This window comes from Chromobacterium sp. Panama, from assembly GCF_003052555.1.
Taxonomy (GTDB): domain Bacteria; phylum Pseudomonadota; class Gammaproteobacteria; order Burkholderiales; family Chromobacteriaceae; genus Chromobacterium.
In genome coordinates this window covers 376322-390713 of sequence record NZ_QARX01000001.1, presented here as the reverse complement: position 1 = coordinate 390713, position 14392 = coordinate 376322, and the positions used below count along the sequence as shown (strand labels likewise).

At 65.1% G+C, this 14392-nt stretch carries 12 protein-coding genes; all 12 read right to left on the bottom strand.

Annotated elements, in window-relative coordinates; translation table 11 throughout:
- Nucleotides 1-90 precede the first annotated feature (90 nt).
- Nucleotides 91-1182, bottom strand: a complete 1092-nt coding sequence (gene tssA / locus DB032_RS01940; RefSeq protein ID WP_107798038.1) for a type VI secretion system protein TssA — start codon at nt 1180-1182, stop codon at nt 91-93.
- Nucleotides 1183-1215: 33 nt separating this feature from the next.
- Nucleotides 1216-1479 (bottom strand): PAAR domain-containing protein, encoded by a 264-nt coding sequence (locus tag DB032_RS01935; RefSeq protein WP_043641377.1) that lies wholly within the window; start codon nt 1477-1479, stop codon nt 1216-1218.
- Nucleotides 1476-2918: a hypothetical protein gene (locus DB032_RS01930; protein ID WP_107798037.1), complete on the bottom strand. Its 1443-nt coding sequence runs from the start codon at nt 2916-2918 to the stop codon at nt 1476-1478. The genes DB032_RS01935 and DB032_RS01930 overlap by 4 nt, the downstream gene beginning before the upstream one ends.
- Nucleotides 2919-2930: 12 nt before the next feature.
- Complete coding sequence (gene tssH, locus DB032_RS01925) at nt 2931-5564, bottom strand: type VI secretion system ATPase TssH (RefSeq protein WP_107798036.1); 2634 nt, start codon at nt 5562-5564, stop codon at nt 2931-2933.
- Between the two features lie 47 nt (nt 5565-5611).
- Complete coding sequence (tssG, locus tag DB032_RS01920; RefSeq protein WP_107798035.1) at nt 5612-6637, bottom strand: type VI secretion system baseplate subunit TssG; 1026 nt, start codon at nt 6635-6637, stop codon at nt 5612-5614.
- Nucleotides 6601-8460, bottom strand: coding sequence for a type VI secretion system baseplate subunit TssF (gene tssF, locus DB032_RS01915; RefSeq protein ID WP_107798034.1), 1860 nt, complete (start codon nt 8458-8460; stop codon nt 6601-6603). The genes tssG and tssF overlap by 37 nt, the downstream gene beginning before the upstream one ends.
- Before the next feature lie 65 nt (nt 8461-8525).
- Nucleotides 8526-9857, bottom strand: coding sequence for a hypothetical protein (locus tag DB032_RS01910; protein WP_146176557.1), 1332 nt, complete (start codon nt 9855-9857; stop codon nt 8526-8528).
- Nucleotides 9858-9895: 38 nt separating this feature from the next.
- Nucleotides 9896-11485: a DUF2235 domain-containing protein gene (locus DB032_RS01905; protein ID WP_370445182.1), complete on the bottom strand. Its 1590-nt coding sequence runs from the start codon at nt 11483-11485 to the stop codon at nt 9896-9898.
- A 440-nt stretch (nt 11486-11925) separates the two neighbouring features.
- Nucleotides 11926-12486, bottom strand: a complete 561-nt coding sequence (locus DB032_RS01900) for a DUF3304 domain-containing protein (RefSeq protein ID WP_158274212.1) — start codon at nt 12484-12486, stop codon at nt 11926-11928.
- Between the two features lie 82 nt (nt 12487-12568).
- Entirely contained in the window at nt 12569-13126 is a 558-nt protein-coding gene (locus DB032_RS01895) for a DUF3304 domain-containing protein (protein ID WP_158274211.1), read from the bottom strand.
- An 82-nt stretch (nt 13127-13208) separates the two neighbouring features.
- A complete protein-coding gene (locus DB032_RS01890) occupies nt 13209-13820 on the bottom strand; it encodes a DUF3304 domain-containing protein (RefSeq protein ID WP_107798030.1) in 612 nt (203 codons plus the stop codon).
- Nucleotides 13814-14392 (bottom strand): DUF3304 domain-containing protein, encoded by a 579-nt coding sequence (locus DB032_RS01885; RefSeq protein WP_107798029.1) that lies wholly within the window; start codon nt 14390-14392, stop codon nt 13814-13816. Before DB032_RS01885 ends, DB032_RS01890 begins: the two co-directional genes overlap by 7 nt.

Below are 14392 nucleotides of genomic sequence, written 5' to 3'. Positions count from 1 at the left end.
ATTTGCCGGCACGCCTCAACCACCCCGACGAACCATGAAAAACGGGCCGGCGAAGCGCCGGCCCGCACGGTTGCGGAGGCCTGAAACCGCTTAATCCTTTCTCACATCCAGCAGTTCTTGCAGCTGATTCAGCGTGGAATCGTCCTTGACCACGTGCAGCAGCCATTCTTCCAAGCTCATCTCGGCCCAGCGCGCCGCGCGTTCGGCCAATAAGGCCACCGGGCTATGCGGTTCGTTGCTGCGGAAGTAACGGGCGACTTCGCTCAACATCTGCACCGCTTCCTGGCGGCTGCGGATCTGGCCGTTGAAGGCGACGGGCGCCGCCGAAGCGGCGGGGGTGGGCGCGCTATAGCTTTGAGTCACGGCTTTTCTTTCCACGGCGGGTTCGACGGGAGCCGGCGTAACGCCGGCCGGCGCGGTTTGTTGACGGTAGCGCAACACCAGATCCTGGCAGGCGTAGATGCCGTTGCGGATCTCCGCCAGGCTGGGCGCTTCGCCGCCGAAGCGCTGGTCCACTTGCTCGTCCAGCGCTTCATAGCGGCCCAGTGCCTGGACCAGCGCCTCAGCCTGGCTCTGGAACCAGGCGTGACCGGACAGGTTGGCGCTCTTTTCGAACTCGTCGCCGGAGAGCTTGCCCTCGGCGATGGCCGCGGCCTTGGACTCGGCGTCTTTCAAACCCAGGTTTTCCACGTCGCGCGATTGCTGCCAGTCGTTCCAGCCGTAAGCGCCGAACTCCGGTTTCAGCAGCGGCACATTGCGGATGGCCAGGCCCAGTTGCTGATTCAGCCACTCCAGCTTGCCGACGCGCTCGTCCAGATCGTGCGGGTCCAGTTCAGGATAGCCGCTGTCCCAGTATTGGCGCAGCCAGCCCTCCAGCGCGGCCAGGCCCAGGGTCAGGCCGGGCACGCCGTTGGCCTGGACCTGGGCTTCCGCGTACCAGGCCAGCAGTTGCAGGTCTTTGCTGTTCTGACTCAGCGCGTCTTCGCACAGGCGGATGACTTTGGGCCATTCCGCCGTTTTGAGCGTCTGTTCCCAATCGCCTTGGGACAGGCCCGGGTCGTCGCTGCGGCGGGCTTCGCGAATCTGGTCGAAAAGCGTGGAGTAAGCCAAGTCCTCCCCCGCCGGCCAGCCGCCGGGGATGGGGACCAGCAATTGCTGCACTGTTTGTTCGATGTTTTCCATGCTTTGTGGCTTCTATATATAGAGGTGTTGCGATCAGCCCTTGCCGACTTCCGGCATGGTGGAGATCAGCGAGGCGCCGCAGCTGACTTTATGGCCTTCCAGCGCCACCGGCTTGCCGCCGACCACCCAGCTTGGGTCGCCTTCCACGATGGTGCAGTTGACGTGCCCTTGCTGCGGGCAGGTGACGGCGTCGCCCAGGCAGGCGACCTGCTTGCCGAACAAGGTGGTGCTGGATGCGGCGCTGACGACTTTGCCGCCATGATCGGTGGGGTCGCCCAATCGGATCACGCGTTTCATGCTGTGGCCTCCTCGCGCGGCGGTCTGGCCATGGCCAGCGCCACATGATCGTTGCTGAATTGAGTAATGAGGGCCGGAGCGGCCAGGCGCGCGCTGTGGCTGACGGCGGCGGCGGCCAGCATGGCGTCGGCGGCGACGCCGACGTCGCCCCACTCCCGCGCCAGATTGCTGGCCTCGTCGATGGGGTGCAGCTCCACCGCGTGGCGGTTCAAGGCGCTGGCGATGGCGGCCAGGCGCACGCCGCCGGCGTCTACGTCGCCGCCGTTGTGCACCAGCCAGCCCAGGCTGGCCGCCTTATCGTTTTCCGGCTTGGCGTCCTCCGGGCTGAACGGGTAGTCCAGCAGCGCGGCGTTGACCAAGGCGTTGTCCAGCACCGGTTGCAGTTGCCGCATCAGTTGCAAGGCGCGCTCCTGCGGCGCAGCGGCCGCGCTGGACTGGCCCAATTGGGCCAAGACCGGCAGCTCGGCCAGGCCGGCCTGATGACGGGTCGGCACCACGCCCCAACTGCCGCCCTCGCGGCTGAAGTCTTTTTCCCAATAAGGCTGATAAGGATCGGCGCCCTCGGCCACGGCGACGGGGCCCAAATCGGGCTCCGGCAATTGCTCGCGCAGGAACAGCATGACGGCGACGGCCAGGCCCGGCTTGCCCAGCCAGCGCAGGCGTTCCGCCGTGGCGGGGTCGCTCTCGTCCCGCTCTTCGCCGCCCCGCGTCAGCAAGGGCGCGTCGGCGCCCAGCATGATCACACCCGGCAGTTCCGGCTGTTGTTGCAGCAACTGCCGCGCGCGGTCCGCCACCGTGCCGGTGCCGGCGCCCGCCAGGAAGCGCGCTTCCGGCGTCGGCCATTCACCGTCGTCCAGCGTTTCGGCCATGGCGACCGTCTGCCATTCCTTGACCGCGGCGATCTGTTCGATGCCGGACAGGCTGGGCACCACTTCCATCACCAGCGGCAGCCAGGCCGCGCCGGGCGCGACGGCGTAGAGTTCCTGCAAGGCCTCGGTCACATGCGGCCGCAGTCCTTCCAGCGCCTCGTCGGCGTCAAGGTCGGCCGCGTCCAGGCAGGACCACAGACAGCCGTCCGGCGCTTCCGCCAGCCAGTCCGGCTCGCCATGGGCCGGCACGGCGCGCGCCCACAGCCAGCGGCAGTCCACCACGGCCTGGCGTTCGCGCAGCTCGGCCAGATGCCGTTCGCGCGCGGCCTCGCGCGCGGACTGGCGCTCGGCCTCGGCCGCGCTCTCTTGCTCGGTCTCTTCCTGCTTGGCGCGCTTTTCCTTCAGATAGCCCCATAGCTTGACGCCGGCGCTGAGCAACATCGGCGGCCCCAGGTGCAGCAGCAGAATGGCCGATGGACTGATGCGCTGCCAGCTTTGCGGCAACACCAGCCACAGCAGCCCCCACCAGGCGACGGTGCTGACTCCGAACAGGCCCAACATTTTCCACATGGACGCGTTTCCTCAGCTCAGCCGCACTTTGACCTGCTCGCCCTTGAGCGAGACGGCGATCTTCTTCACCGGGCGGCCGGAAGCCATGCGCGCCAGCAGGTCGCTGGAGATCTGCGCCAGCAGGGTGCGGGTCAGGATGGCGTCGGCGTTGCGCGCGCCGCTGTCCACGTCCAGGCAACGCGCCGCCATCTGTTCCGCCAGTTCCTCCGGGAACTCCACTTGCGCGCCGTGGTTGTCGGCGATGCGCTGGCGGATTTTGTTCAGTTTGAGGCCGACGATGGCGCGCAGCACTTCGTCGCTGATCGGCAGATAGGGCACGATGGTCAGGCGGCCGAGGAAGGCCGGCTTGAACACGCTTTGCAAGGTGGGCCGCAGAATCTCCACCAGGTCTTCCGGCGTCGGGTCGCGGGTTTCGCCCTCGATGGTGACGCCGTGCTCGCAGGCGCGCATCACCAGATCGGAGCCGGCGTTGGAGGTCAGCAGGATGATGGTGTTCTTGAAATCGACTTCGCGGCCTTCGCTGTCTTCCAGCAGGCCTTTGTCGAAGACTTGGAAGAACAGCTCCATCACGTCCGGATGGGCTTTCTCCACCTCGTCCAGCAGCAGTACCGAGTAGGGCTTGCGCCGCACCGCCTCGGTCAACACCCCGCCCTCGCCGTAACCGACATAGCCCGGCGGCGAGCCCTTGAGGCCGGAGACGCTGTGCGCTTCCTGGTATTCCGACATATTGATGGTGATCAGATTGCGCTCGCCGCCGTACAAGGCCTCGGCCAACGCCAGCGCGGTTTCGGTCTTGCCCACGCCGGACGGCCCCACCAGCAGGAACACGCCCTTGGGCTTGCCCGGGTCTTCCAGATTGGCCTTGGCGATCTGCACCCGCTCGGCGATCTGCTCCAAGGCGTGATCCTGGCCGATGACGCGCGCGCCCAGCAGCGAGGCCAGCTTCTGCACCTGCTCCAGCTCATTGCTGACCATGCGGCCCAGCGGGATGCCGGTCCAGCCGGAAATCACGTCGGCGATCACGCTCTCGTCCACGCACTCGAAGGCCAGCGGCTGGAGCTTCTGCAGTTCGCGCAGCGCCTTGCGCTTGGTCTGCAACGGGCTGAGCTTCTTGCCCTTGGCCGGCTTGGCCTCGGCCTGCCGCTGTTTGAGCTCGTCGATCTCCGCCACCAGCTTTTGCTGTTCGTCCCAGGCGGCGTGCAGTTTCTCCAGGTCCGCCTGCAGTTCGGCGCGCTGGGCTTCCAGCTCCGCGATGCGTTCGGCGTGGCCTTCTTCGCGCTGCAGCGCGGCCACTTCGCGGTCGATATTGTCTATCAGCACCGACACGTCTTCGATCGGCCCCGGCTTGCCGGCGCGCGACAGCGCCACGCGGGCGCAGGCGGTGTCGAGCACGCTGATGGCCTTGTCCGGCAGCTGGCGGCCGGCGATGTAGCGGCTGGACAGATGCACGGCGGCGGCCACCGCCTCGTTGAGGATTTCCACCTTGTGGTGCTCGGCCATCGCCGGGGTCAGGCCGCGCACCATCTGCACGGCGATTTCCGGCGCCGGTTCTTCCACCTTCACCACCTGGAAGCGGCGCGCCAGCGCGGCGTCTTTTTCAAAGTACTTTTTGTACTCGGCCCAGGTGGTGGCGGCGATGGTGCGCAGCTCGCCGCGCGCCAGCGCCGGTTTCAACAGGTTGGCCGCATCGTTCTGGCCCGCCGCGCCGCCGGCGCCAATCAAGGTGTGGGCCTCGTCGATGAACAGGATGATGGGCACCGGGCTGGCCTTGACCTCGTCTATCACCTGGCGCAGGCGGTTTTCGAACTCGCCCTTGACGCTGGCGCCGGCCTGCAACAGACCCAGGTCCAGGGTGCGCAGGGTGACGCCGGCCAGCACCGGCGGCACTTCGCCGTGCACGATCTTGCGCGCCAGGCCTTCCACCACCGCGGTCTTGCCCACGCCCGGCTCGCCGGTGAGGATGGGGTTGTTCTGCCGGCGACGCATCAGGATGTCTATCATCTGACGGATTTCAACGTCGCGTCCCAGAATGGGGTCGATCTTGCCGGCCTTGGCCTGGGCGGTCAGGTCTATCGTGTATTTGTCCAGCGCCGGGCTGCCGCGCTTGCCGGCCGCGGGCGCGGCCATCGTCGGCTCCGCTCCTGCTTCGGCGGCCGGCGCGTTGGCCGAGGCCTCGCCGCCGTGCTGACGCAAGGCGGCGTAAGCGCCCTGCAGGCGGCCGGCGTCCTGGCGCGCCAGCGCGGCGGAGCCGGACTGCAACGCGCCGCGCAGCGCCTCGTCCTGCCACAGCGCCAGCAGCAGGTCCAGGGTGGACACATCGTCCTGCCCCTGTTCCGCGCTGGCCAGCAGCCAGGCTTTTTCCAGCCACTTGGGCAGCCAGCCGGACAGCACCGGATTGCGGGTATTGCCGCTGCGGAAGGCGTCCAGCGCGGCTTCCAGCTCGCGCTCGATGCGCGGCAGGTCCGCGCCCAGCGCGTGCAGCGCCGCCAGCGCGGCGTTGTTGTCCTGGTCGAACATCGCCAGCAGCGCGTGTTCGATCTCGATTTCGAAATGCGTGCGCGCCAGCGCGCGGCTGGCCGCCTGCTCAATCGCCTGGCGGGCGGTGGGGGTCAGCCTGTCGATCAGGGCTTTCAGGGATACGGACATATCGTTCCAATACGCTCAAAATGAAAAGTCGATTCCGCTCGCGCCGCTCAATGCAGCAGCGCGTAGCGCATGTCTTCAGGATCTTGCTTCTGCGGGCCCAGCCAGCAATTGCCGCCCAGGCGCAGGTCCGCCGGGCCGCCCAGCTGCGCCGCCGGCACGTCGCGCTTGTCCAGCACCAGGCTGACGTCGGCCGCCAGATTGTGGCCGACGGCGAATTGCAGCAGCGCCTGCAAGGCCTGCGCGCCGGGGCCGCCGGGCAGCAGGGCTTCGAACTGGGCGCGGCGCATGCTGCCCAAGCGCAGCTGCAGCTTGGTCTGACGGTCCCAAACCCGGGCGCCGGCGAACAAGGACACGCCCAGCTCGCTCTCGCTGTCGCCAAGCCGGCTTTGCTCCGCCGCCGGCACCTGCATCCACTGGCCGATGAATTGCTCCAATGCGGCGTCCACGCCGAAAAAGCCCTGGATCAGCGTTTCCAGCGCCTGCGCCGACAAGGGCTTCTGGCTGAGCAGGCCGGCGTAATAGATGAACAGGTTTTCGTCCAGGCTCGCGTCCGGCCCCATCTGCTTGCGCAGCTGGGACAGGCCCAGGCCGCCCAGGTCCAGCAGATTGCGGGTGAAACCGTCGCGCTCGCCGGCCTCCACTTCCAGCCAATAGCGGTATTTGCGCCAGGCGCCGAAGAACAAGGCGGTGGCGCGGTGGCTGAAGATGTCCAGGAAGGCGTGCAGCGATCCGTCCTTGTACTGCTGGCGGCGCTCCAGCAGCAGCTCGGTATAACTGGTGGGCAAGGCGCCGCTGGGCCCGGTCAGCCCGATGAAGCTGACCGTCATCTCGTCGGTGGCGTCCAGCTGCTCCGGCTCCTTGGCCGGCTGATAACGACACAGCTCGCTGGGCGGGAAGGACAGCGAGGCCAGCGAGCGGAAGCGCAAGCTGGCCGGCAGCCGGCCGCGGCGCTCGCCGCGCTTGCGCGCGGACAGGCCCAGGATGCGCACCGCCTGGAAAAAACCGAACTGGCTGGCGTCGCGCGCCAGCTCCAGTTTCAGATCACGAGGGCTTCGCCGGCTCGGGCTGGCCATGAGGCTACCTCCTCGTCTTGTTGAACCGCATGCACCCGCAGGCGGGTGAAACTATTAGGCGCGCAATACAGCGCGAAGAAACGCTCCAGCACCGCGGCGAACAGATAAACGCTGCCGCCGACGTAGTAATCCGGGTCCAGCGTCAGGCGGATTTCGCTGCCGCGGACAAAGCCGCTGAAATCGCGGCCGGACACGCGGGTCACCGCCGGCTGGCTTTCTATCCCCACCACGCCCTGGATCTGGCGCACGTTCACCGGGGAATCGGTCAGGTTGTACAAGGCCAGCATTTCCTGCAAGGCGGCGCAGCCGGAATCCACGATGGACATGTAGTTCAGCGACAAATGCGACACCAGCCGCCACTGCACCGCGCGCCCCAGCGGGCAACGCTGGCTGGCGCTGGGCTTTCGCAACAGGCGCACGCGCTTGACCACGGAATGGCCCGGCAGCGAGAAATCCGTCCGCTGGGTGGACTGGCTGCCGCCAAAGGGAATCTGCTCCGGCAGATCGCGGTTGCTGCACAGCAGCTCCAGGCTCAGCACCTCGGTGGCCGGCCGCACCGCGTTGAACTCCAGGTCCGCCAGGTGCAGCTCCAGATCCGTGCCCTTGTCGCTCTGGCGCGGCGAGGGCTCCCGGCTGGCGTGCCAATAAAAGCGCGGCGTCTTTTTTTCGCTACCGTGGCGTATCGCGTAGAAGGACGGCACTTCCTCGCTGCTTTCGCCGTCGCCGGATTTCTCCACCCGCACCACGCGCTTGATCTGGATCGCCTCGTAAGCCTGCTGCTTGCGCGCGTCCACCAGCACCGGGTAACTGGCTTTCTGGTGGGTGACGCGGATGGGCTCGCCCGGCTGGGTGAACAGGTTGACGATGGGCGTGCAGCCCAGCTTCATGTGCTGGGCCTGCAACTGGGTCTGCAGCCGGTTGTGACGCTCGCTGTCCGGGTATTCGTCCAGCAAGATCCGCAGCACCAGCTTGTCGCCGTCCAGCCGCGCCACCGCCTTGTCCAAGCGCAGCAGATCGACGAAGAGGAATTTGTCCGGATAGCAGAAGTACTCGGTCAGCAGCCGGTAGCCCATGAAGGAGCGTTCGTCGTAGTCCAGCAGACCTTCCTCGCGGCCGAAGCCCACCGCCCGCAGGCTGTCCGCCGGCAGCTTGCGCGTGCGGGCCGGGTCTTCGCTGCCGTCGCCCACGCTGACGCTCAGGACATTGGACAGCAGCATTTCGTACAGCAGATGCATCAGCGCCGGCTCGCCGTCCAGGAAGAAGCGCAGCGATTGCAGGCCGATGGCGTTGAGCGCCAGGCCGCCGTGAGTATGGAACTCCATCGTCAGCACCGCCGCCGCGTCCGGCGCCAGCTGGCGCAGATAGGGCGAGCCGCTGGTCAGCTCCAGCTTGGCCTCGGTCAGCGACAGCGGATACAGGTCCACCGGATAGGCGCTGCGGAATTTGCACACCACGCCCTGCATCGCCGGCGCGTGCACCGGCTGGCCGCGCTCCACCCGGTAGCGCTTGGCGATTTCCGGCCGCTGCGGATCGCATTCGAACTGCACGATGGTGGCGGAGGGAATCGGCTGCAGATAATGCGGGTAGAGCACATTGAGGAAGCTGACCGCCACCTCCGGATATTCGTCGTCCAGCTTCTTGTGGATGCGCGCGGCCAGGAAGGCGAAGGACTCGATCAGCCGCTCGGTGTGCGGGTCTTCGCACTGGTCGCCTTCCATTTGCAGACGGCCGGCGATCTTGGGATAGCGGCGCGCGAACTCGCCGGACAGCTGGCGCAGGTGTCCGAGTTCGCGTTCGTAATACGGCAATAAGGATTCAAGCATTAAGGCTCACGTCACATCTATTGTTGTCCGGTTGCGCCGGCGGGCTGGCCGCCGGCGGGAAACCGCTACTTCTTGGTTTTGAAATACTTTTCCAGGTCATGGTTCAGCGGCTCGCGCAGCAGCAAACCGCCATCCTCGCCCAGGCCGAAGATCAAGGAGGGAATCGCCGGCCGGCTCAGCCCCAGGTCGTCGACGGCGATGGCCAGCAGGCGGTCCGCGCGGCGCGCGGCCGGCACCTCCAGCCAGGTCCAGGCGTCGGCGCTGCCCTGACGCCGCAAGGCCACGCGGGTCCAGTCGTCGGCCTTGCCGTCCCAATCCAGGATCGCATCGCCGCTGGCCTGGCTGACCGCCTGTCCCAGCGTTTTACCCGCCGCCTCGAAGCGGACCTCGATGCCGGCCGCCCCGCCCACGCGCGGCTGGCCGACGATGGCGATCAATTGCCGCGCCGTGGCCGGCTGACGCACATTCATTTCCGCATCCGACATCAGGCGGTACTTGGGCGCCTGAGCAGGCAATTGCGCCTCCACCGTCACCAGGCCGTTGCTCACCCGCCAACGGCCCTCCAGATAATAAGCGCGGCTGGCCAACAAGGACCAGGAAGCCTGGCCGTCGGCCTGCAAAGCCAGCTCGGACTCCGTCCGGCTCTCCATCCGATAATGCCCGGCCAATTGCGCCGCCGTCAGCGGACGGTCCAATTTGCGGTAGCGCAACGCGGAGCGCACCGGAATCTCAGGGGCCGGCTTGGGCATCGTCAAGCCGCCGTCCGCCTGGATCTCCAGCTCCGCCTGGCGGAACAGGGGCTGCACCGCGTCGGCGTTGCTCAGCTCGAAACCGGCCGCCCGCTCCGTCCTGCCGACGGCGTCCACCTCGAACCACTGCCAAGCTTGCCCGGAGCCGGCCAGGCGCAGGCCCACCTTGCGCCACGCTCCCCATGCCTTAGGCTGCCAGGCGATCAGATAGCCCGGCGTCCGGGTAGCCTCGGCCTCCACTTGCCGGCCTTGATCGTCTTCCAGCAGGGCCTCCGTTCCCGCCACGCCCATGCGGCCGGCCGCCAGCACCGCCACCGTCATCATCGCCTCGTCGTAGCGGTCCGCGGCCATGAAGCGGCCGGAGGCATAGGGCAATTGCCGGTAGGCCGGCGCTTCGCCGCCTGCCGCCGCGCGCAGGACGATCTGTCCCCGCCCGCGCGTCCAATCGCCGCGCACCGTGCGCGCGCCGCTGCCCTTGATGAACCATTCAAACTGACCCGAAGGCAGCAGAACCAGGCTGCTGGGCAACCAGTCCTCGTCGGCCGGCACATAGGTGCCGGCCGCCTTGTCCGGCGCGGCGGCCTGCGCCGGCGCGCAGAGGCAGCCCAAAAGCAAAGCGGCGCAAACCCGCCAGGCTCGCTTGTTCATTCTTGAAACCCTCTCGCCATGAAGTCGATGCGCCGGGCTCAATGCCGGCCTCCCCCAATACGCTCGCCCCGCCGTTCCTCGGCCTGGCGTTGCTGCTCGCGCCGGATCTCCTGCGCGCGCGGCGCCTGGCAGATCGGCTTCTTATTGCTGTTGCCGTCGGTGAAGAACACGGTGCGGTAACGCAGATAAGTGCCGTGAGGTTCGCGCTTGCCCAGCGCGTAATGCATGAACCAGGCGCGGGAGTCGTGCACATGCTCGTCGTACAGCGCCATCAGCTTCTCGTCCTTGACCACCGCCGGGTACAAATCATTGCCATCCTCCCGCAGCATGACCAGTTCCGCCTGGCAATCGTCGCTGAACGGGCGGGACAAGCCGGTGAAGAAGGTGGCGAAGCCGCCAATCAGGTTGAAGGACAGCGAGGTTCGGCCCATGTAATCGTCGGCGAAGTCCTTGGCCCCTTCCCGCAACTGGGTCTGATCCATCACCGGCTCGTACTGCTTATTGAGGTTAGGTTTGAAGCCCTCCGAAACCTGGCTCGCGTCCGCCTCTTTTCCCTTAGGCTTCAGCGTCACCCCGGTGGCAACGCCTTTGCGGCGCTGCGCCTTCCACTCCGACTCCTGCGCGTTCACCAGCCACTTGGGCGTGTCCTGGGAGTTTTTGTAAAACTCGGCGTTGCGATAACCCGGCCCGCCTTTCTCGTCGACGCCGCCGGCGTAACGGGCGATGCGCCAGGCGGTGATCTGCGCGGTCTGCCACTGCAGCAGGTCTTCCAGCGACGCGCCGCTGCCGGCATGCTGACGCCAGGCTTCGAAGCGCTCCTTCAACTCCACATCCAGCACGTACAGCGCTTGGGTTTCCGTACTCATAAAGCGCCAAGGCTCGCGTTGCTTCAACATACCCAATTGTTCCGGGTCCGCATCCTGCAATAAGTCCGCATGCGCCTGCAACGGCGCACCAGCGTCAAAAGCCAGCCGGTACATATGCAGCAAGGGCAGCTGCGACAACAGCATGCCCTGCCCCTCGCGCGCCTTGCCCTGGTCCTTGGGCGGATAACCGCCGCCCACGTCGCTGTGCATGCCGGGGTAGACCCATTCACCCAACACGCAGCCGGGATAACTACGGTTGGCGATGGCCACCGAATCCAGCGGAAAGCACAGCCGCTGCTCGTGCGCGCTGACCAGATGCGCGCAGCGCTTCAGATAGCCAGCCTCCGGCGGCAGCTTCATCGTACCGTCTGCCCAGCCCATATGGCCTTCCGCCCCCGGCGCCAGCTCGGTCAGCCCCACCGAGGCCACGGTGTCGAACAGGCCGAGAAACTCCACCGCGACGGGGATGCCGCACAGCGTGCCGGCCTCGACGTCCATCAACTCGCGCAGCCGCCACAGAAAGGAACGCGCCTCCGCCGCTCCGCGCGAAAAACCGTAGGTATACAATTTGACGCGCAGGATTTCCGGCTTGTAATCGGCTTCGCGCTTGGCGACAATCGGCGCCAACACTTTCTGCATCACCGCACGGCGTTGCGCCAGCGTGGTGCTGCTGCGTTTTTTGACGCCTTTGTCGTCTTCCTCATAGGTGTACTGCATATCCTTGATCAGTTGGAGAGCTTGTGGCGCATCCAGCTTTTCCACCTGCTCACTCATTGACCGCGTAATGGCGTCGATCAGCCTCGTTAGTCCCCATAGAATCCTATCTTCGCCCCCCGAGGCAAAACTCAGGCCACTGCCGCTTGGCTCATCCTCGCCAATTTCCTTGAATACCGTGCCGACACCCTGGATGTAATAACTGTAATATCCCCAGTCAAACCCTTTCCCATTACCAATTGAAGCATTGAACAAACGTCGCACATTGCTGCTATTGACTGGGTCGGCTTTATCGTCCGAGTCGCCATGGTTATTGGTGCCGTCAAAGAACAGGCTGACATGCAGCACCTGCACACAAGGCGATGGCCGACCTTGCTCACGAGCTGCGCACCTTGCAGCATCTACTTCCTGCTGCTGGCTATTTCGCTGAGCAAGAATTGTTTGGAAACGGGTAGGTAAATAACCTTCATCCGGGAACGAGGGAGCAATCAACGCTGGCATTTGGTTTTGCCTCCCAAACGCCGCACCACTTCATCATCCCATCCCTGCGAGCTCCTGCCTCTCAGTCCGCCAAACACTCGGCCCTGTTCCGCAGAATCAATCAGCGGATACACTTCATCGCAAGGCAGGAACACAAGGACCAGGGAAGATACTTTTTCATACTTTGGCACCGCCATCGTCACCCTGCGGCGAACATAATTAGCTTCATGCTCTTTCATCCAACGATGCCATTCTGGCGGCGTCGTTCCATCTGGATTCCAGCGCGGTGCACGTCGTCCACCAGGATTAACATCCGGGCTAGGATCCTTCACCCACTCAATCGTCGCCGTCATGCCCGGCCGCCATTGCTCCGGCAGGCTGACGCAACACTCCTCACCACCGCCGCCTCCCATACCCTGACCATTAAAGCTGGCGCGCACAATCGATGTACCTGGTACGGTATTCACCACCCGCGCACCGGCGCCTATGGTTTTGGACTGCGCCATGCTTTGACATCCAAGCAGGCTCAGGGTCAAGAACAGCCATGCACTAATAGAGAACCATTTCATCGTTTTCACCCTCAATGCTAAATTCCGATTTGCCGTTCCATTCCAAAACCATCGCCTGACAGGAACTGGCTCTAGCCGGGAATCATCCACCTCCCGAACACGTCTGCCGACCACCCAGTCGACGGATCATCTCCGGATAACGGTCTTCACGACCACGCAAGCCACCCAACACTCTGCCCTGCTCCGCCGAATCAATCAGCGGATACACCTCATCGCAAGGCAGGAACACCAGAATCAGGGAAGACACTTTTTCATACTTGGGCACCGCCATCGTCACCTTGCGGCGAACATAATTTGCTTCATGCACCTCATACCATCTACTGCCTTCCGCCGTGATAGATCCATACTTGCTCCGGGGAGGTTGCCGAATCCCACCAGGATTCACCCCTGGACTCGGATCCACCACCCACTCTATCGTCGCCGTCATGCCCGGCCGCCATTGCTCCGGCAGGCTGACACAGCACTCCTCGCCTCCACCACCGCCCATACCCTGGCCATTGAAGCTGGCATGCACAATCGATGTGCCCGCCACGGTATTCACCACTCGCGCGCCGGCGCCTAGGGTTTTGGGCCGCTCCATGCTCCGGCACCCGGCCAGGCCCAGCAGCAGCAAACCAATCGTTAAAGCGATCCTCGTCATGGTGTTATCCTCCATGCGGAAATACGGATTGACTCAGTCACACTGCCAACACGCCAAACGCACATGGCCAAGCCCTTCGAGTTCATCTGCTTGCCGCACAGACCTTCCCTGCCCCCAAACGGCGAATGACTTCATCGTCCCACTCCGACGAAGCCAGCCCTCTCAGACCGCCAAACACCCGGCCCTGCTCTGCCGAATCAATCAACGGATACACCTCGTCGCAAGGCAGGAACACCAGAACCAGGGAAGACACTTTTTCATACCTGGGCACCGCCATCGTCACCTTGCGGCGAACATAATTAGCTTCATGCTCCTCATGCCATCTACTGCCTTCCGCCGTGATAGATCCATACTTGCTCCGGGGAGGTTGCCGAATCCCACCAGGATTCACCCCTGGACTCGGATCCACCACCCACTCTATCGTCGCCGTCATGCCCGGCCGCCATTGCTCCGGCAGGCTGACACAGCACTCCTCGCCGCCGCCGCCGCCCATGCCCTGGCCGTTAAAGCTGGCGCGCACAATCGACGTGCCCGCCACGGTATTCACCACTCGCGCGCCGGCGCCTAGGGTTTTGGGCGGCGCGATGTTCTGGCAAGCCGCCAGCCCCAAAGCCAAGACGCCACAAGCGGCCCACGCCAGCCATGGCATGTGCACCGCAGCCATCTCGCCACGGTTTGGCGCTCGCATCACCATCCGCCGGATTCCGTCGGCGCGTCGCAGCGCATGCGCCCGCCCAGGCGTCGCGCCAGCTCCTGCCGCCACTCTGCCGAGGTTTTCTCGCGCAAACCGCTAAACACTTGCTGGCGCTGCCGGCAGTCAATCAGCGGATACACCTCATCGCAAGGCAAAAACACCAGGGACAAACCACAAGTATCCTCATAGGCCGGCACGGGGAGCGTAAGCCGATGGCGGACATAGTTAGCCTCGTGCACCTCAAACCACCTTGCGCCCTCGGCGGTAATAGAGCCGTATTTACCTTTAGGAGGCGGCTTGACTCCTCCAGGGTTCACCCCTGGGCTCGGATCCTTCACCCACCCTATCGTCGCCGTCATGCCCGACCGCCACTGCGCCGGCAGGCTGATGCAACACTCTTCGCCGCCGGAACCGCCTATGGCCTGACCGTTAAAACTGGCATGCACAATCTCGGCGCCGGCCATGGTATTCACCACCCGCGCGCCGACGCCTATGGTTTTGGGCGATGTCGTGCAGCCGGACAGGAGCAGCAAAATCAGCCACCCGCAAAAACGCGCCCATGCCGCGGCCAT

Excerpts from the sequence above, each read along its gene's own strand:
- DB032_RS01885 (WP_107798029.1), bottom strand. The coding sequence starts at position 14,392 with ATGGCCGCGGCATGGGCGCGTTTTTGCGGGTGGCTGATTTTGCTGCTC.
- tssH (WP_107798036.1), bottom strand. The coding sequence starts at position 5,564 with ATGTCCGTATCCCTGAAAGCCCTGATCGACAGGCTGACCCCCACCGCC.
- DB032_RS01910 (WP_146176557.1), bottom strand. The coding sequence starts at position 9,857 with ATGAACAAGCGAGCCTGGCGGGTTTGCGCCGCTTTGCTTTTGGGCTGC.
- DB032_RS01890 (WP_107798030.1), bottom strand. The coding sequence starts at position 13,820 with ATGGTGATGCGAGCGCCAAACCGTGGCGAGATGGCTGCGGTGCACATG.
- DB032_RS01935 (WP_043641377.1), bottom strand. The coding sequence starts at position 1,479 with ATGAAACGCGTGATCCGATTGGGCGACCCCACCGATCATGGCGGCAAA.
- tssA (WP_107798038.1), bottom strand. The coding sequence starts at position 1,182 with ATGGAAAACATCGAACAAACAGTGCAGCAATTGCTGGTCCCCATCCCC.
- DB032_RS01900 (WP_158274212.1), bottom strand. The coding sequence starts at position 12,486 with ATGAAATGGTTCTCTATTAGTGCATGGCTGTTCTTGACCCTGAGCCTG.
- tssF (WP_107798034.1), bottom strand. The coding sequence starts at position 8,460 with ATGCTTGAATCCTTATTGCCGTATTACGAACGCGAACTCGGACACCTG.
- DB032_RS01895 (WP_158274211.1), bottom strand. The coding sequence starts at position 13,126 with ATGACGAGGATCGCTTTAACGATTGGTTTGCTGCTGCTGGGCCTGGCC.
- tssG (WP_107798035.1), bottom strand. The coding sequence starts at position 6,637 with ATGGCCAGCCCGAGCCGGCGAAGCCCTCGTGATCTGAAACTGGAGCTG.
- DB032_RS01930 (WP_107798037.1), bottom strand. The coding sequence starts at position 2,918 with ATGTGGAAAATGTTGGGCCTGTTCGGAGTCAGCACCGTCGCCTGGTGG.